This is a genomic window from Roseovarius sp., from assembly GCF_040223625.1.
GTDB lineage: Bacteria > Pseudomonadota > Alphaproteobacteria > Rhodobacterales > Rhodobacteraceae > Roseovarius.
In genome coordinates this window covers 1-22,380 of sequence record NZ_JAVKFX010000052.1, presented here as the reverse complement: position 1 = coordinate 22,380, position 22,380 = coordinate 1, and the positions used below count along the sequence as shown (strand labels likewise).

Genomic DNA, 22,380 nt, shown 5'->3' with positions numbered 1-22,380 from the left:
GGCAGGGGTCATGGAGATCGACAGGGAACTGATCGGGACGTCGAGCGCGCCTTGGGTCGTGGAGGTGGAGCGCGGGGCGATCCGGCGGTTTGCCGAGGCGATCGGGGATGACAACCCGCTGTGGCGCGATGCGGACCATGCGCGGGCGCAGGGGTACCGGGATGTGATCGCGCCGCCGACCTTCCCGGTGAGCTTCGTGATGCCGGGGATACCGCCGTGGTGGGAAGGGCTGGACCGGAAGCGGTTCCTGGCCGGCGAGCACGGGTTTGCCTATGAGCGGGCGATCACCGTGGGCGATGTGCTGACCCTTCGGATGACGCTGCTGGACGTGGAGCGGAAGGAGGGGCGGTCGGGGTCGATGGACCTGATGCTGCAGGAGGTGCGCGGGGTCGACTCGGCGGGAGCCGATGTCTTCGCCCACCGGCGGACGACGGTCTATCGGGGAGTCGGCAGCACGGTGCGCGGCTCGTGATGGCGGAGGCGGTTGAAGCGGCGGCACTTGTGGCGCGGGGCATGGAGTGGCCGCGGCGGGACTGGGCGCTGCTGGATGTGCGGGACGTGGGCGAGTACGAGCGCGGGCATGTGCCGGGGGCGACGTCGCTGCCGCGGCGGATGCTGGAGTTCCGGGCGGGCGAGGTGATGCCCGATCGTGGCTGGCCGGTTGTGGTCTATGACAGCGGGCGGCCGGGCGATCTGCGGGCGATGCTGGCGGCGGAGCGGCTGGGCGAGATGGGGTATGGCCGGGTCGAGGTGCTGGCCCGTGGCCAGCTGGGCTGGACGGCGGAGGGCCGGGCGCTGGCCAAGGGCGTCAACGTGCCGTGCAAGCGGTTCGGGGAAGAGGTTCTGGAGGGGGGCGAGGTGACGCTCGTCGCGCCGGAGGCGCTGATGCGCGAGGGCGTGGAGGTGCTTTGCGATGTGCGGACGGCGGGGGAGTTTGCGGATCATCACCTGGGCGGCGCGCTGTCGTTGCCGGGGTTCGAGCTGGCCGGGCATCTGCCGGGGCTGGCGCGGCGGCATGGCCGGATCGTGCTGAACTGTGCCGGGCGGACAAGGTCGATCATCGCGGCGGCAACGGCGCGGGCGCTGGGCTATGACTGCGCGGCGCTGGAGAACGGCACGATGGGCTGGCGGCTGGCCGGCGGCGAGGTGGAGCGCGGCGCGGGTGGTGATGTGCCGGACGCGGTGGAGGCTGACGTGGCGGGCGTGACGGCAAGGGCGCGGGAGCTGGCGGTGTCGATGGGCGTGGTGGCGGTTCCGGCGAATGAGCTGGCCGGGTGTCGGGCGGAGGCCGGCGTGGCGCGGCCCTACGTGCTGGACGTGCGGACGCGGGAGGCGTTCGAAGCGGGGCATGTGCCGGGGGCGATACATTTGCCGGGCGGGCAGGCGATCCAACGGACGGATGATTTCCTGGCGGTGCCGGGGGCGCCGGTGGCTGTCGTGGATGATGGCGATGCGCGGGCGTGGCTGGCGGCGTGGTGGCTGAAGCGGATGGGCTTTGCCGGGGTTGCCGTGCTCGAGGGCGGGATGCCTGCGTGGCGTGCAGCGGGGCTGGACGTGGAGGCGGGCCGGGGGCGGGTGCGCCCGGCGGTGATTGATCGGCTGGTGGCAGATGTGCCGGTGGTGAGCTGCGACGCGCTGAGGAAACGGGGCGCGGCGCCGGTGGTGATCGATGTCGGGTCGAGCCGGGCCTATGCGAAGGGCCATCTGCCGGAGGCGATCTGGATTTCGCGGGGCTGGCTGGAGCACGAGATAAGGCGCCATGCCTCGCCCGGTGATGAGATCGTGGTGACGGCTGGTGATCCCGTGCAGGCGAAGCTGGGGGCGGAGGTGTTGCTGCGGGCGGGTTATCGGCGGGCGGTGGCGCTCGATGCGGGGCTGGATGAGTGGCAGGCGATGGGCGGGGCTGTGGAGACCGGGCCGGTGCCGGCGCACGCGATGGACGTGGTCGAGCCGCCCTATGCCAAGGGGGAGGCGGCGATGCGGGAATACCTGGAGTGGGAAATCCGGCTGACGGCCGGGGACGTGAACGAAAGGGAAGGGAGCCTGACATGACCGCCTTGACCGCGATCGGAACCTATGTGCCGCGCCTGAGACTGGCGCGGAAGACCATCCTGGAGGGTCAGGGGAAGCGGGGCGGCAAGGGCGAGCGGGCCGTCTGTGGCTGGGACGAGGATGCGCTGACCATGGCGGTGGAGGCCGCGCGGGGGTGTTTGAGGGATGCGGATGTGACGGTGGGAGGTATCACGCTGGCCTCGACCACGATGCCGTTCGAGGAGCGGCAGAACGCAACGATCCTGGCGAGTGCGCTGACCCTTGGCGAGGATATCCGGACGCTGGATACCGGGGGGACGCAGCGGGCGGGCACCTCGGCGCTGATCGAGGCGGTCGCGGCGGCGGGGGCGGGCGGTGACCGGCTGGTGGTGGCGTCGGACAAGCGGGAGGCCAAGCCGGGCTCGCCGCAGGAGCTGAGCTTTGGTGACGGGGCGGCGGCGGTTTGTGTCGGACCCGGAGACGGGATTGCCGAGGTCCTTGCGACGCGGTCGCGGGCGGTGGATTTCATCGACCATTACCGCGGGCAGGGCCGGCGGTTCGACTATTACTGGGAAGAGCGCTGGATCCGCGACGAGGGGTATCTGAAGCTGGTGCCGGGGGTCGTGACGGCGGCGCTTGAGGCGGCCGGGGTCGCGCCGGGCGACGTGGCGCATGCGGTGTTGCCGCAGGGTGTGCCGAAGGCGGCGCAGGGGAAATGCAAGGCGGTGGGGTTGCCGACCGAGGCGCTGGCGGACAGTCTGCAGGACCGGGTGGGCGAGACCGGCACGGCGCATCCGCTGATGATGCTGGCGGCGGTGCTGGAAAAGGCCGAGCCGGGGCAGGTGATCGTGCTGGTGGGGTTCGGGCAGGGCTGTGATGTGATCGTGCTGCGGGCGACGGAACTGCTGGCCAAGCGGCGGACGCGAGACTGGTTCAGCGGGCCGCTGGCGCGGCGGGCCGAGGAGGCCAGCTATTACCGCTACATGGCGCGCAACGAGCTGGTCGAGCGCGACGAGGGGATGCGGGCCGAGGTGGATTACCAGTCGGCGATGACGCAGATCTATCGGCGGCGCGACATGCTGCTGGGGCTGGTCGGCGGGCGCTGTACCGAGTGCGGCACGCCGCAGTTTCCGCGCGCCCGCGTTTGCGTGAACCCGGCCTGTGGGTCGTTTGCCGAGCAGGAGGCCTATCCGTTTGCGGACAGGACCGCGAAGGTGGTGAGCTGGTCGGCCGATCACCTGACCTATACGCCCGAGCCGCCGGCGCGCTACGGGCTGATCCAGTTCGAGGGGGGCGGCCGGATGTTCGCCAATTTCACCGACGTGGCCGGCCCCGAGGTGGATGTGGGCAGCGAAATGCGGATGGTGTTCCGGATCAAGGAGTTCGACCGCAAGCGCGGCTTCCGCCGCTATTTCTGGAAGGCCACGCCTGTTGCGGGCGGGGCGGACGACACGGGAGGGGCGTGATCATGGCAAGCGGGATCAAGGACAAGGTCGCCATCATCGGCATGGGATGTTCCAAGTTCGGCGAGCGCTGGGAGGCGGATGTCGAGGACCTGATCGTCGAGGCCTACCAGGAGTGCATCGCCGATGCCGGGATCGGGATGGAGGATATCGGCGCGGCATGGCTGTCGACGGCGATCGAGGAGATCCATGGCGGGAAGGGGGCGTTGCCGCTGTCCTTCGCGCTGCGGCTGCCGAACATCCCGGTGACGCGGGTCGAGAATTTCTGTGCCAGCGGGTCGGAGGCGTTGCGCGGGGCCACCTATGCGGTCGCCTCGGGGGCGTGTGACATTGCGCTGGCGCTGGGGGTGGAGAAGCTCAAGGACACGGGCTATGGCGGGTTGCCGCAGCGAAGCCGGGGGATGCTCAACCAGATGTGGTGGGCGAATTACTCGGCGCCCGGCGCGTTTGCGCAGCTCGCTTCGGCCTATCGGCGCAAGCACGGGATCGGGGCGGAGGATCTCAAGCGGGCGATGGCGCATGTCTCGGTCAAGAGCCACCAGAACGGATCGAAGAACCCCAAGGCGCATTTGCAGAACATCATCACCGAGGAGAAGGTGCTGAACGCGCCGATGGTGGCCGAGCCGTTGGGCCTGTTCGATTGCTGCGGCGTGTCGGACGGGGCGGCCTGCGCCATCGTGACGACGCCGGAGATCGCCAGATCGCTGGGCAAGACCGACCTCGTGACGGTGAAGGCGTTGCAGATCGCGGTGTCGAACGGGTCGGAATCGGGGTTCAGCGACTGGGACGGCAGCCACGTGATGACCGCGCGGCTGGCCAGCCGGCGGGCCTACGAGGAGGCCGGGGTCAGGGAGCCGCGCAAGGAGATCGATCTTACGGAAGTGCATGACTGTTTCTCGATCACCGAGCTGGTGACGATGGAGGATCTTGGCCTGTCGGGCGAGGGCGAGGCGTGGCGCGACGTGCTGGACGGGGTGTTCGACGCGGGTGGTGCCGTGCCCTGCCAGATCGACGGGGGGCTGAAATGTTTCGGCCATCCGATCGGGGCGTCGGGGCTGCGGATGATCTACGAGCTGTACCTGCAATTGCACGGGCGCGCGGGCGCGCGGCAGGTGGCCGACCCGCGGCTGGGCCTGACGCACAACCTTGGCGGGGCGCCGCATCAGAATGTCTGTTCGGTGTCGATCATCGGGCATCACGGGGTGTGACCGGGATGCCCGTTTGGTCAGACCATCATCGGCGGGGCGTTCCGCTCGGCCATCAGGCCGGTCAGGATGTCGATGCCCTTTTCCACCAACTCGGGCTTTTGCCACGGGTTGACGGAGATGCGGACGGCTGGCTTCGCGCCGGGGCGGATCATGAAATTGTCGGCCGGGACGGTCGAGACGCCGGCGCGGCGGGCGGCCTCGTTATATTCCAGCGAGGTCCAGTGCTCGGGCAGGTGAAGCCAGATGAAGAAGGCGGCCGGGTGGCTGCTGTGGGGGGCGCTCTTCAGGCGGCGGCTCATCAGCTCGTGCCGGGCGGCCAGCGCCTCGAGGTTGCGCTGGGCGACGGTTTCGGCGGTGCCCTCGTTGATCAGGGCGGTCGCGACCTCGGCCATGAGCGGCGGGTTGGCGAGCGTCAGGGCGTGCAGCGTGGTGCCGAGCTGTTCGAAAAGCTGCGGCGGGCTGACGAGGTAGCCGACGCGCATGGCGGGGCTGACGGATTTCGACAGACCGGTGACGTAGATCACGTTGTCGGGGGCGTAGTGGGCCAGCGGCAGGGGCCGGTCGCGCAGGCCGCCGATGGCGCCGTCATCCTCGATGGCGATGACGCCGTGGCGGGTGATGATCTCGGCGATCTCGCGGCGGCGGGAGTCGGGCATGACCGCGCCGGTGGGGTTGTGGCAGGTGGGTTGCATGTAGACGAGGCGCACGCCCGTCTCGGCGATGCGGCGGTCGAGGTCTTCGGGGATGACGCCCTTGTCGTCGATCGCCACGCCTTCGAGGTTGCGTTCGAGAAGCGAGCCGAGCGCCTTGATGCCGGAATAGGCGAGATCCTCGACCAGGACGGTTTCGCCGGCCTTGCTGAGCGCGGTGATGGCGAGCATCAGCGCCTGCTGCGTGCCGTTGGTGACCATGGTGAGCTCGGGCGCGGGTTTAAATCCGGTGCGGGAGATCCAGGTGGCGCCGGCGGTGCGATGCGGCAGGAAGCCCACGGCGGGGGCGTATTTCTGCAGCGGCATGAGGCTGGAGCGGTGGCCCACGTTGATCATGGCGCTGGAGATCGAGTCGACCAGGCCGGGGACCGAGAGGCTGAAACAGGCGAAGTCGATGGTGCCGGGCTGGCGTTCGGGCAGGGGGCTGAGCATGCCCTCTTCCATCGCCGCCTCGCGGACGAAGGTGCCGCGGCCGACCTGGCTGCTGAGAAGCTGGCGCTCGCGGACGATGTTGTAGGCGCGGCCGACGGTGCCGACGGTGACCTTCAGCTCGCGGGCGAGGTCGCGCTGGGGCGGAAGCTGGGCGCCGGGCTGAAGCTCGCCGCTTTCGATGGCTTGAGAAATGGCGCTGGCCAGGGCAAGATAGCGCGGCCCTTCGCTGTCGGCGATTTCAGGTACCCACATAGTTGTCATCCCTCGGTTTGTTGCCTACCCGGAGCGGGTATTGCCTCTGTCATTGTCTCGATAGTAGACGATACACTGGGGTCAAATAAAGCCACAATTTTCCCAATGTCTCGAATTTCGCGGACAATCACCGCGGGCACACGGCGACAAATCGGCCGAAAGACATGGCCATTGAAGGAGGTGTCGCATCATGGGTAATCCCTTTCTCGGCAAGACCTACGCAGAGAGCCTTGCACTGATCGCCGGTCGATACCCGGGTCGCGAGGCGCTGGTGTTCCGCGACAGGCGGTACTGTTTCGCCGATCTGAAGGCGGAGGCCGACAAGGTGTCGGCACGTCTGGCGGCGTTGGGCATGCGGCGGGGCGACAAGGTGGCGATCCTGATGCCGAACCGGCCGGAGTTCCTGTTCATGTGGCTGGGCGCGGCGCAGATGGGCGTGACGGCGGTGATGATCAACACCCGGCTGAGACCCGACGAGATCGCCTATCAGCTTGCCCAGTCGGAGAGCGACGCGGTGTTCATCCCCGGACAGGGCGCGTTCCGCGATTTCGCGGGCGAACTGGCCGGGCTTGCGCCGGCCGTGCGGGATGGACGGCCGGGCGAGGTGGCATCCGAGAAGCTGCCGCGACTGCGCTGGGTGATCGTGGCGGATGCGCCGCCCGAGGGGTTTTCCGGGCTGACCGACTGGTCGGGCCCGGCGCCGGAGGGGCTGGAGATGCCGGTGATGGAGGGCGATATCGATCAGCCGGGGATCATCGCCTACAGCTCTGGCACGACGGCGCTGCCGAAAGGGGCGATGATCGGGCATCACGTGTGGCGCAAGGGCTGGGATATCGGGATCCGGGTCGATTTCGACGAGGACGATTGTCTTTACATGTCCATTCCGCTGTTCGGGTCGATGGCGACGATGAACGGGGTTCTGCCGTTCTGGACGCGGGGCGCGAAGGTCGTGCTTGGGGAGCAGTTCGACGCGGGCGCGTGTCTGGAGGCGATAGAGACGGAGCGCGTGACGGCCATTCACCTGCTCCCGCCGATCGTGTCGCAATTGGCCGAGCATCCGGACCTCGAACGGCGCGATACCGGTTCGTTGAGGATCGGGTTCGTGCTGTCGATCGCGCCGGAAATCCTCGACAAGGTGGCGGACGTGCTGAAGATCCCCGGCGTGATGACGGGCTATGGCATGACCGAGACGACCACGGTGCTGACCCGGAACCGGTGGGACGACCCGCGCGAGGTGCGGCATGCGACGCAAGGCTTCGCGCTGCCCGATATCGAGCTGAAGATCGTCGATCCGCAGACGCTGGAGGCGGTGCCGGCGGGCGAGCAGGGGGAGATCTGGTCGCGCGGGTATTGCAACATGCTGGGGTATTACAACAAGCCGGAGGAGACGGCGCGGGTGCTGCGGGATGACGGGTGGTTCCGGACCGGCGATACCGGGTGGCTGGATGAGACCGGGCGGCTGACCTACACCGGGCGGCTGGGCGATGCGTACAAGTCGCGCGGGTTCAACGTGGCGCCGCAGGAGATCGAGCATGTGATCGCCCGGATCGAGGGTGTTCGGCAATGCGCGGTGGTGGGGATACCGGCGGGCAATGACGATAATGTGGGCGTGGCCTATATCGTGCCGGAAGAGGGCGCGCGGCTGGAGGGGGCGGAGATCCTGCGGGTGCTGAAGCCGAAGCTGGCCAGCTACAAGATGCCGGGGGAGGCGTTCATAGTCGACGAGCTGCCGATGACGTCGGGGACGGGCAAGGTGCAGAAGTTCAAGCTGCGCGAGGATGCGATGGCGCGGATGAAGCTGACGGCGGATTAGGCCGGTCAGGTCTTGCGGGCGAGGAAGTCGAGGATGGCCGTGGCGATGCGCTGGGCGCCGGCCGGGTCGAGGTGAGCGTGGTGGTCGCCGGGGATCTCGAGCGCCTCGTAATCGGGGGCGAGGCTTTCGGCAAGGCGGCGCGCCTCGGCCGGCCAATCGGTATAGGCCGGGAGGCCCTTGTCGGCCCAGATATTCAGCACCGGCATGGTCAGCGACCTAAGCACCGCCTCGACCTGCGGCCGGGTGAGTTTCATGGCGGAACTGGCGAAAAGGCGGGCGTCGGCGCGGGTGCGGAACCCGTCGGGGGTTTCCACCACGGCGCGGTCGACGAGGGCCTCGGCGGTCTGGCGGCTGTTGCGGCGTTCGCTGCGGCGGGTGATGTAATCCTCCTTCGAGGTGAAGCTGCGGCGGGGGCGCGTGGTTTGCTGGCGGGTGTCCTCGATGAAGGCGCGGAGGGTGTCGACCACGGCAGTGTCGGCGACCGGGTCGGGGACAAGGGCGTCGAGGGCGATGACGGCGTTGACGCGGTTCGGCTGGGCGGCGGCGAAGAGGGAGTTGATGTTGGCGCCGCGGGAATGGCCGACGAGCGTGCATTTTTCCCAGCCGAGCGTGTCGAGCAGGGCGGCCATCTGCGGCAGGTCATCCCAGAGGTTGTAGGTGGCATCGGGGGAGCGGTGGTCGCTGAGGCCCTGCCCGCTGAGGTCGAGGGCCACGACGCGGCAATCGGTCAATCGGGGGCCGAGTTCGCGGAAGCTGTCGGCGTGGTCCATCCAGCCGTGCGTGGCGAGGACCGGGCGGCCATCCGCGGGGCCCCAGGCGAGGCTCGCGTAGGTCAGGCCGTCGAGGGACCAGCAGTGTTTTTGGGGGGATGGCTGGTCGTGGTCCTTCATGGCGCGGCCCTCGGCTGATCGGTTCGGGCCTTCGATACAGGAGCGGGCCCGCGGCGTCGATCCGCATTGCGGCTTTGTACGCCGGGAACCGGACCGGGATTCGCCGCGTTGAGCCACATGAGCTCAAGACAGCGTGACCGAGGGCATCACTGGCTGTTGGGTCCCGCCGGCGTGAAGCTGGCGGGATTTTTGACATTGGCGCTTGTGTCGGGCTGCGGCAAGGAGCAATCGGCGCTGGACGCCGCCGGGGTCGACGCGGTGGCGGTGCGCAACATCTTCCTGGTGACGCTGGTGGGCGCCTGCATCCTGTGGCTGCTGGTGAACGGGGCGTTCTATACGCTGACCCGGCTGCGCACCGGGCCGGTCGATCCCAAGTTCGTTCGGCCGCTTCTGATCGGGGGCGGCATCGTTGCCCCAACGGTGCTGCTGGTGGGGTTGCTGGTCTGGGCGCTGAACCTCCTGCCGGACCAGCGGGCGCCTGGCGACGGGCTGCAGGTGCGGGTCACGGGTGAACAATGGTGGTGGCGGGTGGAGTACTGGCCGGAAGGGGCCGAGGCGCCTGTCGTCACCGCCAACGAGATCCGGCTTCCGGCGGACCAGCGGACGGAGTTCGTGTTGGCAGCGGACCGGGTGATACACTCGTTCTGGATCCCGTCGCTGGGCGGCAAGATGGACATGTTTCCGGGGCGCGAGACGCGGGTGAGCCTGCATCCGGAGCGGCCGGGGCGGTATCGCGGGCAATGTGCCGAGTTCTGCGGGGCGAGCCATGCGTGGATGGCCTTTGCCGCGGTGGTCATGCCGGAGGAAGAGTTCGACGCGTGGCTTGAACGTGAGGCGGCCGATGCCGTGGCGCCGGAAGGTGCCGAGGCGATGCGGGGCGAAGCGCTGTTCCGGTCGGAGGGTTGCGGCGCCTGTCACGCGGTGCGGGGGACGGAGGCCGTCGGGCAGGTCGGGCCGGACCTGACGCATGTGGGCAGCCGCGAAACGTTGGGCGCGGGGCGGCTGGGCACGACGCTGAAGGATTTCGAGCGGTGGATCGCGCATACCGGCGAGCTGAAGCCGGAGGTGAAGATGCCGACCTATGATCACCTTGGCGAGGCAGAAATCGCCGATCTGGCGGCTTATCTGAAGGGGCTGAAATGACCGATCACCGGCAGGACCGATCAGCATTGCCGACACCCTCGGGCCCCTATCCGCCGACCGAGGAGATGCTGGCCGAGCCGGTGCCGGAGGAGGTGCAGGCGGCGCAGGCCGAGCGGCTTCGGGCCGCGTGGGCCACGCCGAAGGGGTTCCGTTACATCACGGCGGTGAACAACACCGAGGTCGGCAAGTGGTATTGCATGACGGCGTTGTGCTTCATGCTGCTGGCCGGTGTGATGGCGCTTTTGATCCGGGCGCAGCTTGCGGTGCCGGAGAACGAGCTGATCCCGGCCGACCGGTTCAACCAGCTTTTCACCATGCACGGCTCGGCGATGATGTTTCTGTTCGCCGTGCCGCTGTTCGAGGCGATTTCGATCCTGATCCTGCCGGGGATGCTGGGGGCGCGGGATATGCCGTTCCCGCGGCTGTCGGCGTTCGGCTACTGGTGCTTCCTGATCGGCGGGTGCTTCGTGATCGGGTCGATCTTCTTCGATGCGGCGCCAAGGGCGGGGTGGTTCATGTACCCGCCGCTGGCGACAGAGGACGAGGGGCCGGGCAGCGACATCTGGCTGCTGGGGCTGAGTTTCATCGAGGTGGCGTCGATCGCGGCGGCGGTCGAGCTGATCGTCGGGTCGCTCAAGTGCCGCCCGCCGGGGATGCGCGTGAACATCATGCCGCTTTACGCGTGGTACGTGATGGTCGTGGGCGGCATGATCCTGTTCGCCTTTCCGCCGCTCATTGCCGGGGATTTCCTGTTCGAGCTGGAACGGAGCTTCGACTGGCCGTTCTTCGACCCCGAGCGGGGCGGCGATCCGATGCTGTGGCAGCACCTGTTCTGGATCTTCGGGCATCCGGAGGTCTACATCATCTTTCTGCCGTCGATCGCCATTGCGGCGATGATCATTCCCACGGTCGCACGGCGGCCCATCGTGGGGTATTCGTGGATCGTGCTGTCGGCGGTGGGCACCGGGTTCCTGAGCTTCGGGCTGTGGGTGCACCACATGTTCACCACAGGCCTGCCGACGATCTCGCTGGGGTTCTTCTCGGCGGCGTCGGAGGCGGTGGTGATCCCGACCGGGGTGCAGATTTTCGCCTTCCTGGCGACGCTGATGGTGGGGCGGGTGAAGATGACGCTGCCGATGCTGTGGATCGCGGGGGCCTTGGCGATCTTCACCATGGGCGGGCTGACCGGCGTGATGCTGGCGCTGGCGCCGTTCGATTTCCAGGCGCATGACACGTATTTCGTGGTGGCGCACCTGCATTACACGCTGTTCGGGGGGATGGTGTTCCCGGTGATCGCGGGGGTCTATTACTTCTTCCCCTTCATCCAGAAGAAGAAGCTGTCGGAGCGGCTGGGGCGCTGGGCGTTCTGGCTGATCTTCTCGGGGTTCAACCTGACCTTCCTGCCGATGCACCTGACCGGGCTGTGGGGGATGCCGCGGCGGATCTATACCTATCCGACGGGGCTTGGCTGGGACGGGCTGAACCTGATCTCGACCGTGGGCGCGTTCATCATCGCCGCCGGGTTCGCCGTGTTCGTGTGGGACCTGATCCGGCCGAAGCATCGCCAGCCGCAGATCGCGCGCAACCCGTGGGAGGGGGGGACGCTGGAATGGACCCATGATGTGCCGGAAGAGGCGTGGGGCGTGCGGTCGATCCCGCATGTGACGAGCCGGTATCCGCTTTGGGATGATCCGAAGATACTGGAGCGGATCGACGCCGGGCGCTATTATCTGCCGGATGCCGAAGAAGGGCGGCGGGAGACGCTGGTCACCTCGGTGATCGATGCCGAGCCGATCCAGGTGCAGAGGGTCACGGGCCCCGCCTGGATCACCCATATGGCGGCGGGGTTCACCGGGGGCGCATTCATCTTCCCCACGTTCCACTGGTATCCGCCCGCGATCATCTGCGCGGCGCTGGCGGTATGCTGCATCATCTACTGGCTCTGGACTTCGACCGCGCGGGTGCCGGAGGCGCCGAGCAAGGATGCCGGGCTGGGGCTGACCCTGCCGACCTACGCGTCGGGGCCGGCCTCTGTCGGGTGGTGGGCGATGTGGATCACCATGCTGGGGGATGCCACGGCGTTCGCCTCGCTGGTCTTCGGGTTCTTCTTCTACTGGACTTCGCAGGCGGATTTCCCGCCCGAGGGGGCGATGCATGCGGAGGCGTGGCTGGTCGGGCTGGCGGCGGTGGCGCTGGCGATGTCCTGGGCGTTGACGGTCGGCGCGCGGGAGTTGAACCGGCGCTGGGCAGTGGGTGCCGCGCGGGCCTGTCTGGCGCTGGCGCCGCTGGCGGCGGCCGGCGGGGCTGCGGCGCTGATGCTGTCGGTGATGGAATTGCAGCCGTCGAGCCATGTCTATCCGGCGGTGCTTTGGGCGCTGGCGATCTGGATCACGGTGCATGCGGGGGCCGGCGTGATCATGCAGCTTTATTGCCTGGCCGGGTCTGTCTTCGGCAAGCTGACGCCGCGCTATGACGCGGATATCTGGAACGTCTCGCTGTTCTGGCATTTCCAGGTACTGGCGGCGCTGGTGACATGCGCGGTGATGGGCCTTGCCCCGGGGGTGCTATGACCGATCCGAAGCATACGCCGCAGAAGGACGAACTGGAGGAGTTCGCCGAGGAGCGGGCGAGCCTGATGAAGATCACGATGGGGCCGCTGATCTGGGCGGCGCATTTCGTGATCTGTTACGGGCTGGCGGCGGTGACCTGTGCCAAGGGCTGGGACATCGAGTTGGCACGGGCCGGGCTCGTGGTATTCAGTATCGCGTCGCTCGGCGCGATCCTGTGGGTCGGCTGGAACAGCTGGCGGCAGTGGAACCCGCACGAGACGGGAGATTACTTCAATAGCTGGGGGCGGGCCGAGGATCGGCATCACTTCCTTGGGCACGCGGCGTTCCTTCTGGCGATCATCTCGTTCCTGGGGGTGGTGTTCACCTCGTTGCCGCTGGTGATGCTGGGGGGGTGCCAATGAGCGAGCGCTTCCTTCTGCCGGGCCTCGCGCTGTTGGCGGCCGTGTGGGTGGTGCCGCTGGAGGCGGTGATGCCGGTCTTTGCGGCGCATATGCTGCGGCACATGGTGCTGGTGGCGGTGGCGGCGCCGCTGATCGTGCTGGGATTGCCGCAGGTTGCGGAGCGGCTGGCGGTGCCGCCGCTGGCCGCGGCGGCGGCGGAGTTCGTAGTGGTCTGGGCCTGGCATCTGCCGGTGGCGCATGGGCTTGGGCGGACCATGGCGCTGGGCTTCGTGGCGGAGCAGGCGAGTTTCCTGATCGTCGGCCTGATGGTCTGGGCCGGGTGCCTGCGGCGGGACAGGCCGTTGGCGGGGGCCGGGGGGCTTTTGCTGACATCGATGCACATGACGTTGCTGGGGGCGCTGATCGTGCTGGCGCCGAGGGATCTTTATGCCGAGATCTGTGGGACGGCGCCGGACCTGTCGGGGCAGCAGATCGGCGGTATGCTGATGCTGGCGATCGGGACGCCGGTCTACCTGATCGCGGGGCTGGCGCTGACCGGGCTGTCCCTGCGCGAAAGGGGGGCGGCATGAGGGCGGTGTTGCTGACAATGGCCGCGCTGGCGGCGTTGGGCCTGACCGGGGCCGTGGCGGTGGTGGCGCTGGGGCTTTACAACGTGTCGGCCGTTGCGGGGCATCTGCCCGGGGTGAGCTGGGTGCTGCACACCACGTTCCGGAATTCGGTGTGGCTTCGGGCGCCGTCGGAGGAGGAGGTGCCGGAGCTGGACGATGCGGAGCTGATCGCGCTGGGGGCGGGGCATTACGCGACGGCCTGCGTGCCGTGCCACGGCGCGCCCGGCCAGGAGGCGAGCGCAACGATGCAGGCGATGGTGCCGGAGCCGCCGCAGATCGAGGAGGCGGTCGCCCATTGGGAGGCGAACGAGCTGTTCTGGATCGTCGAGAACGGGATCAAGATGACCGGGATGCCGGGCTGGCCCGCCGAGGGGCGGGATGACGAGGTGTGGGCGGTGGTGGCCTACCTTGTGTCGGTACAGGGGGAGGTGGCGCCGGAGCTGGAGTTGCAGACCGGCGGCAGCGAGCCGGAGGAATATTGCGCGAGCTGCCACGGCGAGGTCGGCGGGCAGGTGCCGCGGCTGGACCTCCTGTCGGCGGAATACCTTGAGGCGCAGTTGCAGGCCTACCGTTCGGGCAAGCGGCCGAGCGGGATCATGGCGCAGGCGGTGACCTCGGTGCCGGAGGAGCGGCTGTCCGAATTGGCAACGCATTTCGCGGAAACGGCGGACGAGGCGGGGGATGCGCCGGTGGCGAGTGCCGAACTGGTGGTGAAGGGTGAGGCGCTGGCGCGGGAGGGGACGCGGGACGTGCCGACCTGCCTGGCCTGTCATGGCGAGCGCGAGGACGGGCGGCGGAAAGGCCCGGTGCTGGACGGGCAGCGGCGGGGGTTCCTGGAGGTGCAGCTGACGCTGTGGCGGGACGGGGTGTATGCCTACGATCCGCTGATGCATGCGGCCGCGCGGGACCTGAGCAACGAGGATATCGAGGCGCTGGCGGCCTATTTCGCGCGCCGGTGAGGGAGGGCTTCGCGGAAACTTTCGAGGGGCATGTGCGTTTTGCGGATGTGGCCTGACGTCGGGGGAGCCCGCGTCGGCCCACGAATTGCGCCGATGATGTCAGGAAACGCCCCATGAACAAGCTCGACCGGTACAGCGAGAAACGCGATTTCGACACCACCCCCGAGCCGCGCGGCGAGGCGGCGGCGGCCGGGGGATCGCAGATTTCCTTCGTGGTGCAGAAGCATGATGCGAGCCGGATGTATTTCGATTTCCGGCTGGAATGGGAGGGCGTGCTGCTGTCATGGGCGGTGACCAAGGGCCCGTCTGACGACCCGTCGGAGAAGCGGCTGGCGGTCAGGACGGAGGATCATCCGATCGACTATGGCCGTTTCGAAGGCACCATTCCCGAGGACCAGTATGGTGGCGGCACCGTGATGCTGTGGGACAGCGGAACGTGGGAGCCGCTGCATGACGTGGAGAAAGGACTGGAGGAGGGCAAGCTGCATTTCCGGCTGCACGGCGCGCGGATGGAAGGCGGCTGGGTGCTGGTGAAGATGGGCGGCGGCAAGGGGGATCGCGAGAACTGGCTGCTGATCAAGGAGCGCGACGATCTGGCCGGGCGGAGTGCCGATGCGCTGATCAACAAGCACAAGCGCAGTGTCGCGACCGGGCGGACGATGCGGCAGATCGCGAAGGAGAAGACCGCTTTCGAGGCGGCGAAACACAAGAAGGCGTTGCCGCGGTTTCGGAAGGTGCAGCTGGCGACGCTGAAGGATGAACCGCCCGAGGGCAAGGGCTGGCAGCATGAGGTGAAGTTCGACGGGTATCGCTGCCTGATGGCCGTGGGCAAGGGTGGAGTGCGGCTTTACACGCGCAACGGCAAGGACTGGTCCGACCGGTTCGGCGCGTTGTGCGGGCCGGCGGATGCGCTGGGCTGCGATGCCGCGCTGATCGATGGCGAGGTGGTGGCCGAGCGTGGCGGGTTCTCGGATTTGCAGAAAGCGCTGAAGGGGGGCGACCCGTTGGTGTTCTATGCGTTCGACTGCCTGCAGCTGGATGGCGAGGACCTGACCGGCAAGCCGTTGAAGAAGCGGCGGAAGGCGCTGGAGGGGCTGTTCGGGGATCTGCCGCCGCGCGGGCCCTTGCGGCTGAGCCCGGTGCTGGGGGGAGATGGCGCCGAGGCGCTGGCGGCGATGTGCAAGGCGGGCGGCGAGGGGATCGTGTCGAAGAAGATCGACGCGCCCTATAGCGGCAAGCGCAGCAAGGCGTGGATCAAGGCGAAATGCGTGCAGGAGGCGGAGTTCGTGGTCGGCGGCTGGTCGCCTTCTGACAAGAAGGGGCGGGCGTTTTCCTCGCTGCTTTTGGGGAGCTACGAGGACGAGGGGTTCGTCTATCGCGGGCGGGTCGGCACCGGCTTCGACGATGATGATTTCAAGGCGCTGGCCAAGGAGCTGAAGCGGCTGGGCCGGAAGACGGCGCCGTTCGAGGGCGAGCTGCCGTCGGAGGCGAAGGGCGCGCATTGGGTGACGCCGGAGCTTGTGGCGCAGGTCGAGTATACCGAGTTCACCAGCGAAGGACGGATCAGGCACGGCGCCTTCAAGGGGCTGCGCGAGGACAAGGAGGCAAAGGACGTGAGTGCGAAGGCGGAAGCGGAAACCGACAGTGGCGATCAGGAGATCGGCGGTGTGCGGGTGTCGAGCACGGGGCGCGTCATCTTCCCCGATGCGGGGCTGACCAAGGGCGACGTGGCCCGGCATAACGCGCGGGTGGCGGATCGGATGCTTGAGCATGTGGCCGATCGGCCGCTGTCTCTGTTGCGTTGTCCGGACGGGATCGCGGAAGACTGCTTTTTCCAGAAGCATGCCGGGAAGGGGTTTCCGGAGGATATAAAGGCGGTGCCCATCAAGGAGAAGGACGGCCGCACCGAGGATTACATGTATGTCACCACGCCCGAGGGCCTGATCGGGGCGGCGCAGATGGGCGCGGTGGAGTATCATATCTGGGGCGCGCGGCGGGACAAGCTGGAGCGGCCCGACCGGATGGTGTTCGACCTCGACCCCGACGAGGGGTTGGGCTTCGACGAGGTGAAGCGGGCCGCGTTGGAGGTGCGCGAGGGTCTCGAGGCCTGCGGGTTCGACTCGGCGCCGATGGTGACGGGCGGCAAGGGCGTTCACGTGATCGTGCCGCTGAGACGGATCGCCGAATGGGACCGGGTGAAGGACTTCGCCAAGGGGTTCGCTCAGGCCTTGGCCGAGAAGGCGCCGGAACAATACACCGCGACGATGTCTAAGGAGAAGCGCAAGGGGAAGCTGTTCCTCGACTGGCTGAGGAACGAGCGGGGGGCGACGGCGATTGCGCCCTATTCGTTGCGGGCGCGGCCCGGGGCGGCGGTGGCCGTGCCGGTGAGCTGGGATGAGCTGGAGGGTCTGGACCGCCCGGACGGGTTTCATGTTGAGGATATGGAGGACCGCCTATCGCGCGCCTGTCCGCTTGGCCGCGTCAAGGCGCAGGGGCTTGGCAAGGGGTCGATGGATGCGCTCGAGGACTGGGCCGGCGGGTAGCGCTCAGATCCAGTAGTAGATCGTGACGGGAATGACCGCCAGCAGCGGGAGCGATAACAGCGCCAGTACGCCGTCGCGGGTGAGCAGGCTCGCCGCGAAGAGGGCGATGACGGCCGAGGCGATGGACCCCGAGGTGGGCACGAATTCCATGAACGGCATGAAGAGGGTGAGCGCCATGACAAGGATCAGGGGCACCCAGATCCAGGGCCGGTGAAAGAACCACGTGAAGCGCGGCTTGAGGAAGCGTTCGACGAAGCGCACCGGCTTGCGCAGCCACTTGATGCCCTTGCAGAGCTTTTCGGAGGAGAGGCGGCGGCGGGTGATGAAACCGGGCAGCCAGAGGCTTTCCCGCCCCACCATCATCTGGGCGACGAGGATGAAGACCATCAGGGCGAGAAGCGCGGTGACGCCGGGGATGGCGCTGGCCGGGGAGGTGCAGATCAGCGAGAAGACCAGCATGAGCGAGGCGAAGGAGGAGTGCCCGAGCGCGTCGATCACCTCTTCCACGCGGACGGACTCGCCTTCGACGGTGCCTTCGAGCTCGTCGAGCAGATCGCTGAGGGCGTGTGTGCGGGGTTTGGACACGTGTTCTGCAACCCTTTTGATTTCGCTGTGGCCTGTCGGGTGGTCAACCCCCGCGGCTCGCCCGAGGTTCCGGCCCTTGCGGGCGGGTGGCCTGTCACGGCTGGCGCGGCCCTGCCATCTTACTTGGGGTGTGGGGCCACCGCTTGCAATGCACCGGCGAGCGCCCAGGCTTCGAGCCGGTCCTTCAGCGAGCCGGGCCTGTCGAGACCCATGCGGGCCATTTCTTCCGGCGGCTTAGGGGCGGTCATGCCGGCGAGGATGAGCCGGGCCATGCCGGCCTTGTGGCCTTGCGTTTCCGAGAGGCGGCCGAGGGCGGGAAGGATGCGGCGCTCGACGGCATCGAAATCGGTCCCGAAGGGAAAATCGGGCAGATCGTGGGGGGCGAGCCATCGGGCGAGGGTGTCGGGCGTGTTGGCGCGCCAGGCGGGGTCGATGGCGAAATCCTTCGCCACCTTGCCGGCGGATTTGGCCTTGTCCAGCAGGTCGTTCTGGAAGCGGCTGTCAGTGATGGCGAGCATGCGAGCTATGGCCACCTCGTCGCGTTGCCCGCGGAGGTCGGCGATGCCGTACTCGGTGACGATGATGTCGCGATAGGGGCGGGGGACGCTTTCATGCGGCTGTTCCCAGACGATGTTGGAGACGGTCTCGCCTTTCTTGGTGCGGGTCGAGGGCAGGGTGATGAGGGCGCGGCCGTCCTTGAGGGCGAAGGCCTGTTCGACGAAGTTGAACTGGCCGCCGATGCCGCTGACCTCCTGCGCGCCGGTGGTGATGTCGCTGACGATGCCGCCGAGGAGGGTGGCTTTCATGGCGGAGTTGACGAAGCGGGCATCGGTGCGGGCGGCGCGCTTGGCGGGCTCGTCGCCGTAGAGCTGGTTGGTGAAGGAGACGGGCACCATGTGGATCTGTGCGCGCTGGTCGGCGGGGAGGGCGCGGAGGCGCTCGTAAAAGTCGCGGCAATCGACGAAGAAGCCGGCGTGGATGGCGGCGCCGTCGACCTGGCGCTTGATGATGCCGCGTTCGAAGAGTTGGAGAAGGCCGTCGACCAGCATCTCGGTGACGGCGTAGAGGCCGGTGTCGAAGGGACCGTGCTCGGCGAAGGCGTCGGGGGCGAAGGGGGAGGATTCGGTGATGTTCGAAAGCTGACCGGACTGGCGGAGGATGAGCGCATGGGCCACCGCATCGCCGATGGCGCCGATGCCGATCTGCAGCGTGCCGCCGTCGGGGATGGTGCGGGCGACGTGGAGGCCGATGGCGTGTTCGGGCTGGCCGACGGGGCGTTTGACGACCGAGAAGAGGTCGAAATCGGCAGGCGAGTCGCAGTGGAGTTGGACTTCGTCACGGGGGAGGCGGGCCTCGGGGCCATCCATCGGGGGAAGCTTGTCGTTGATCTCGCCCCCGACCAGGAAATCCTGGCGCCCCTCGCGGCGTTCGCGCAGCAGGTCGGCGGAGATGTCGGTGTTGCAGGACAGGCTGTAGGCGGCATCGTCGAGCGGGGCCAGAAGTTGCATCAGGACATTCGGGCGCCAGTTGGCCAGCACGTCGTAGGCGTGGGTGTAGTTGGCGGGGATGTAGCGGCGCTGGGCGTCGCGGACGCCGATCCAGCGGCCGGCCTGCATGAAGAACTCGGACACCTCGATATTGTCGGGCAGGGTGCCGTCGCGCAGCATGTCGGCGTAGGCAAGCGGAGGGTAGCGGCCGAAGAGGCGGTCGGCGGCCGGTTCGAGAAAGCGCTGCGCCATGCCTTCCGACATGTCGGGGCGTTCGAGCGTCAGGGCGGTGAGGATCGACAGGCGCGTGTCGGGGCGGTCGGCGACGGCGCGCGTGAGGGCGTTGACCAGCGTGACCGGTTTGCCCAGGCCGAGGGGCAGGGCAAGCCGGATGTCGCCGCCGGTGCGCGTGATGATCTCCTGCGCGATGGCGTCGGCGGACCGGGCGGTGTCAGGCAAGGTCGCTCCAGCCCGGGTCGGGGGTGAAGCGGGGGCCGTGCCGGTCGGCCAGTTGTTCGAGCACCCTGGGCACGTCGCGGCGGGTCTTGGCGTAGTGCAGCGGGCCGCCGCGGAAGGGGGCCCAGCCGGTGCCGAAGATCACGGCGCCGTCGATGGTGTCGGCGTCGGGCGCCACGCCCTTGCGCAGGCATTCGACGGCGGCGTTGCACATGGGCAGGATCAGCCGGTCGATGATCTGCTGATCGGGATCGTCGGCGGGGGTATCGGGGGCCTCCTCGCTGTTGTAGTCGTAGAGGCCCTTGCCGGCCTTCTTGCCGGTTTCGCCCTTCTCAACCTTCTCGCGCAGCCAGGCGGGGGTGTCGGCGACGGGGGTTTCGAGGCCCTCCTGCATCGAGTTGGCTACTTCGAGGCAGATGTCGAGGCCGACCTGGTCGGCAAGCGTGACCGGGCCCATGGGCATGCCGAAGGCGAGCGCCGCGCGGTCGATGTCTTCCTTCGCATAGCCCTCGTCGAGCATGACCATCGCCTCCATCAGGTAGGGGGCGAGGATGCGGTTGACGAGGAAGCCGGGATAATCCTTCACCCGGGCGGGCAGGCGGTCGATGCCGGTGGTGAAGGCGGCAAGGCGGTCGAGCGTGTCGGACGAGGCCATCTCGTGCGAGACCACTTCCACGAGGGGCATCTGGCTGACCGGGTTGAAGAAGTGCAGCCCGGCGAAACGCGCGGGGTCGGGAGCGGCATCGACGAGGTTGGACAGCTTGAGGCTGGAGGTGTTGGTGGCGAGGATCGCGCCGGGCTTCATCACGTCGACGAGGGAGGCGTAAATCTTCTCCTTCAGGTCCAGCTTCTCGGGGGCGGCCTCGATCACCAGGTCGGCGCGGGCCCGGCCGAGCCCCTCGGGGTCGGGCATCAGCCGGTCGAGCGCGTCGCGCTTCTCGATCCCGCTGAGGTGCTTCTTGTCGTAGATGCGGGCGGCGGACTTGATGGCAGAGCCGAGCGGGTCGAGCTTGACGTCCTCGAGGGTGACACGCTTGCCCTGCATGGCGGACCAGGCGGCGATCTCCGCACCCATGGCGCCGGCGCCGATGACGTGGACATGGGCGATGCCTTCCTCGCCCTTGCCGGCGGATTTCAGGGTCCGGCGCAGGAAGAAGACGCGGATCAGGTTCTGGGCGGTGGGGGTGCCGAGCAGGTTGGCGAAGGAGGTGATCTCGGCCTTCTGCATGTCGTCCGCGTCGTCCCCGTGGTCTTCCCACAGGTCGATCAGGGCGAAGGGGGCGGGGAAATGGGCGCGGGGGGCTTTCTTCTCGCTTTCCGAGCGCATGCGGGTGGCGGCGAGGTTGCGGGCGACGCCGGTGCGCATGGCAGAGGCGCGGAAGCCGCCGTGTTCGCGCTTCATCTTGCCATTGGCGGCGGCGTCGATGGCGGCGTCGACATGGCGGTCGGGAACGAGCGCGTCGAGGATGCCGAGCTTCTTGGCCTTGCGGTCATGGGCGGATTTGCCGGTCAGCATCATCTGCATCGCCTCGGTCGGGTCGATGAGGTTGGTCAGGCGGAAGGTGCCGCCGAGACCGGGATGCAGGCCGAGCTGGATTTCGGGGAAGCCGAGCTTCACCCCGTCGATGCCGATGCGGTAGTCGCAGGCGAGAGCCAGTTCGAACCCGCCGCCGAGCGTGGCGCCGTGGACCACGGCCACGGTGGAGAAGGGCAGGCCGGCCAGCTTGTCGAGCACGGCGTGGCCCTGTTGCAGCATCTGCACGGCGTCGTCGTCGCGCAGGCCGGCAAAGCCGTCAATATCGGCGCCGGCGGCGAATCCGCCGGGCTTGGCGGAGCGGATGACCAGCGCCTTGGGCTGGGCCGCCTTGACGTGGTCGAGCAGCGTGTCGAGCTCGCGCAGCACCGCCTCGGAAATGACGTTGGTGCCCGTATCGGCGCAGTCGAGCCAGAGGACGGTCAGGTCGCCCTTCGCCTCCTTGCGCCAGTGGCGGGCATCGGGCGCGGTGGGAGCATCGGTGGTCTCGTCGGGGGTGATCTTGTCGAGTACGTCGGTCATGCGGCCTCCAGAAGCATGGCGCCGCCCTGTCCGCCGCCGATGCATTCGGTGGCGATGCCGCGTTTTGCGCCGCGGGCCTTGAGGGCGTTGGCGAGGTGAAGCACGATGCGGTTGCCGCTGGTGCCCACGGGATGGCCGAGGCTGATCGCCCCGCCGTCGACGTTGAGCCTGTCGTGGTCGATGCGGCCGAAGGCGTTGTCGTATCCAAGCACATCGCGGCAGAAATCGTCATCCTGCCAAGCCGCGAGGCAGGCCAGAACCTGCGCGGCGAAAGCCTCGTTGATTTCCCACAGGTCGACATCGTCGACGGAGAGGCCGTGGCGCTGGGCCAGCGGGGTCGAGGCCAGCACCGGGCCGAGGCCCATGATGCCGGGGTCGAGAGCGGCCCATTCGCTGTCGACGATCTTCGCGATGGGGGTCAGGCCATGCGCCTCGACCGCCGTTTCGGAGGCGAGGATCGTCCAGGAGGCGCCGTCGGTGATCTGGCTGGAATTGCCGGGGGTGACCTTGCCGTAGGGTTTCTCGAAGGCCGGGTTCAGCTTGGCGAGCTTGTCGATGGAGCTGTCGGGGCGAACGCCATCATCGTGCTCATGCGCCGTGCCGTCCTTGTCGAAGGCGGGGAAGACCTCACCCTTAACAGGCCGCTGAATTAGTCGGCGCTCAGGAACGTTGTTCTGCCTCTGGGGTGAATGCGCGCTTCGCTCGTCAACAAGGGTCCGAGATTTTCGGCCCCCGTGCCGTATCCTTTGGCCTCAATTTGCCAGCAATCTGGG

Annotated in this window: 17 protein-coding genes; 11 read left to right on the top strand and 6 right to left on the bottom strand. The window is 68.0% G+C overall.

Annotation, left to right across the window (positions count from 1 at the left end; translation table 11 throughout):
* The first annotated feature begins 10 nt into the window (after positions 1-10).
* The 4 genes from RLN94_RS16255 to RLN94_RS16240 are packed head-to-tail and all read left to right on the top strand — an operon-like array spanning position 11 to position 4,702.
* Positions 11-472, top strand: coding sequence for an FAS1-like dehydratase domain-containing protein (locus RLN94_RS16255; protein WP_350123811.1), 462 nt, complete (start codon positions 11-13; stop codon positions 470-472).
* Positions 472-2,052 (top strand): rhodanese-like domain-containing protein, encoded by a 1,581-nt coding sequence (locus tag RLN94_RS16250; protein ID WP_350123814.1) that lies wholly within the window; start codon positions 472-474, stop codon positions 2,050-2,052. Before RLN94_RS16255 ends, RLN94_RS16250 begins: the two co-directional genes overlap by 1 nt.
* The gene (locus RLN94_RS16245; RefSeq protein WP_350123817.1) at positions 2,049-3,497 is read left to right on the top strand and encodes a 3-oxoacyl-[acyl-carrier-protein] synthase III C-terminal domain-containing protein; all 1,449 of its coding nucleotides are present in this window, start codon (positions 2,049-2,051) and stop codon (positions 3,495-3,497) included. Before RLN94_RS16250 ends, RLN94_RS16245 begins: the two co-directional genes overlap by 4 nt.
* A gap of 2 nt (positions 3,498-3,499) precedes the next feature.
* The gene (locus RLN94_RS16240; protein ID WP_350123820.1) at positions 3,500-4,702 is read left to right on the top strand and encodes an acetyl-CoA acetyltransferase; all 1,203 of its coding nucleotides are present in this window, start codon (positions 3,500-3,502) and stop codon (positions 4,700-4,702) included.
* 17 nt (positions 4,703-4,719) lie between these two features.
* On the opposite strand, the gene RLN94_RS16235 is transcribed toward RLN94_RS16240, so the two are convergent.
* Positions 4,720-6,096, bottom strand: coding sequence for an aminotransferase-like domain-containing protein (locus RLN94_RS16235; RefSeq protein ID WP_350123823.1), 1,377 nt, complete (start codon positions 6,094-6,096; stop codon positions 4,720-4,722).
* Between the two features lie 190 nt (positions 6,097-6,286).
* On the opposite strand from RLN94_RS16235, the gene RLN94_RS16230 reads away from it, so the two are divergent.
* Positions 6,287-7,909 (top strand): class I adenylate-forming enzyme family protein, encoded by a 1,623-nt coding sequence (locus tag RLN94_RS16230; protein WP_350123826.1) that lies wholly within the window; start codon positions 6,287-6,289, stop codon positions 7,907-7,909.
* Positions 7,910-7,914: 5 nt separating this feature from the next.
* On the opposite strand, the gene RLN94_RS16225 is transcribed toward RLN94_RS16230, so the two are convergent.
* Positions 7,915-8,799, bottom strand: a complete 885-nt coding sequence (locus RLN94_RS16225) for an alpha/beta fold hydrolase (protein WP_350123829.1) — start codon at positions 8,797-8,799, stop codon at positions 7,915-7,917.
* 195 nt (positions 8,800-8,994) lie between these two features.
* Between RLN94_RS16225 and coxB the strand changes: the two genes are divergently transcribed.
* The 6 genes from coxB to ligD all read left to right on the top strand — a co-directional run bounded on the left by coxB (position 8,995) and on the right by ligD (position 17,023).
* A complete protein-coding gene (gene coxB / locus RLN94_RS16220) occupies positions 8,995-9,942 on the top strand; it encodes a cytochrome c oxidase subunit II (RefSeq protein WP_502949400.1) in 948 nt (315 codons plus the stop codon).
* Positions 9,939-12,512, top strand: coding sequence for a cytochrome c oxidase subunit I (gene ctaD, locus RLN94_RS16215; RefSeq protein WP_350123835.1), 2,574 nt, complete (start codon positions 9,939-9,941; stop codon positions 12,510-12,512). Before coxB ends, ctaD begins: the two co-directional genes overlap by 4 nt.
* Positions 12,509-12,913, top strand: a complete 405-nt coding sequence (locus RLN94_RS16210; RefSeq protein WP_350123838.1) for a hypothetical protein — start codon at positions 12,509-12,511, stop codon at positions 12,911-12,913. The genes ctaD and RLN94_RS16210 overlap by 4 nt, the downstream gene beginning before the upstream one ends.
* Complete coding sequence (locus RLN94_RS16205; protein WP_350123842.1) at positions 12,910-13,482, top strand: cytochrome c oxidase assembly protein; 573 nt, start codon at positions 12,910-12,912, stop codon at positions 13,480-13,482. The genes RLN94_RS16210 and RLN94_RS16205 overlap by 4 nt, the downstream gene beginning before the upstream one ends.
* A complete protein-coding gene (locus RLN94_RS16200; RefSeq protein ID WP_350123845.1) occupies positions 13,479-14,480 on the top strand; it encodes a c-type cytochrome in 1,002 nt (333 codons plus the stop codon). The genes RLN94_RS16205 and RLN94_RS16200 overlap by 4 nt, the downstream gene beginning before the upstream one ends.
* A 113-nt stretch (positions 14,481-14,593) precedes the next feature.
* Positions 14,594-17,023, top strand: a complete 2,430-nt coding sequence (gene ligD, locus RLN94_RS16195; protein WP_350123848.1) for a DNA ligase D — start codon at positions 14,594-14,596, stop codon at positions 17,021-17,023.
* Positions 17,024-17,026: 3 nt separating this feature from the next.
* Here the strand turns inward: ligD and RLN94_RS16190 are convergent, their stop codons facing one another.
* From RLN94_RS16190 to RLN94_RS16175, 4 genes are all read right to left on the bottom strand, one after another.
* Complete coding sequence (locus tag RLN94_RS16190) at positions 17,027-17,608, bottom strand: exopolysaccharide biosynthesis protein (RefSeq protein ID WP_350123851.1); 582 nt, start codon at positions 17,606-17,608, stop codon at positions 17,027-17,029.
* A gap of 119 nt (positions 17,609-17,727) precedes the next feature.
* Positions 17,728-19,554 (bottom strand): acetyl-CoA hydrolase/transferase C-terminal domain-containing protein, encoded by a 1,827-nt coding sequence (locus RLN94_RS16185; protein ID WP_350123854.1) that lies wholly within the window; start codon positions 19,552-19,554, stop codon positions 17,728-17,730.
* A complete protein-coding gene (locus RLN94_RS16180) occupies positions 19,547-21,607 on the bottom strand; it encodes a 3-hydroxyacyl-CoA dehydrogenase NAD-binding domain-containing protein (protein ID WP_350123857.1) in 2,061 nt (686 codons plus the stop codon). Before RLN94_RS16180 ends, RLN94_RS16185 begins: the two co-directional genes overlap by 8 nt.
* Positions 21,604-22,350 (bottom strand): acetyl-CoA C-acyltransferase, encoded by a 747-nt coding sequence (locus RLN94_RS16175; protein WP_350158585.1) that lies wholly within the window; start codon positions 22,348-22,350, stop codon positions 21,604-21,606. Before RLN94_RS16175 ends, RLN94_RS16180 begins: the two co-directional genes overlap by 4 nt.
* Positions 22,351-22,380: the final 30 nt, after the last annotated feature.

Bases quoted from the DNA above. Each gene is read 5' to 3' on its own strand.
- RLN94_RS16255 (WP_350123811.1), top strand. From the start codon at position 11: ATGGAGATCGACAGGGAACTGATCGGGACGTCGAGCGCGCCTTGGGTC.
- RLN94_RS16180 (WP_350123857.1), bottom strand. From the start codon at position 21,607: ATGACCGACGTACTCGACAAGATCACCCCCGACGAGACCACCGATGCT.
- RLN94_RS16200 (WP_350123845.1), top strand. From the start codon at position 13,479: ATGAGGGCGGTGTTGCTGACAATGGCCGCGCTGGCGGCGTTGGGCCTG.
- RLN94_RS16240 (WP_350123820.1), top strand. From the start codon at position 3,500: ATGGCAAGCGGGATCAAGGACAAGGTCGCCATCATCGGCATGGGATGT.
- RLN94_RS16225 (WP_350123829.1), bottom strand. From the start codon at position 8,799: ATGAAGGACCACGACCAGCCATCCCCCCAAAAACACTGCTGGTCCCTC.
- RLN94_RS16210 (WP_350123838.1), top strand. From the start codon at position 12,509: ATGACCGATCCGAAGCATACGCCGCAGAAGGACGAACTGGAGGAGTTC.
- RLN94_RS16250 (WP_350123814.1), top strand. From the start codon at position 472: ATGGCGGAGGCGGTTGAAGCGGCGGCACTTGTGGCGCGGGGCATGGAG.
- ctaD (WP_350123835.1), top strand. From the start codon at position 9,939: ATGACCGATCACCGGCAGGACCGATCAGCATTGCCGACACCCTCGGGC.
- RLN94_RS16205 (WP_350123842.1), top strand. From the start codon at position 12,910: ATGAGCGAGCGCTTCCTTCTGCCGGGCCTCGCGCTGTTGGCGGCCGTG.
- RLN94_RS16230 (WP_350123826.1), top strand. From the start codon at position 6,287: ATGGGTAATCCCTTTCTCGGCAAGACCTACGCAGAGAGCCTTGCACTG.
- ligD (WP_350123848.1), top strand. From the start codon at position 14,594: ATGAACAAGCTCGACCGGTACAGCGAGAAACGCGATTTCGACACCACC.
- RLN94_RS16245 (WP_350123817.1), top strand. From the start codon at position 2,049: ATGACCGCCTTGACCGCGATCGGAACCTATGTGCCGCGCCTGAGACTG.
- RLN94_RS16235 (WP_350123823.1), bottom strand. From the start codon at position 6,096: ATGTGGGTACCTGAAATCGCCGACAGCGAAGGGCCGCGCTATCTTGCC.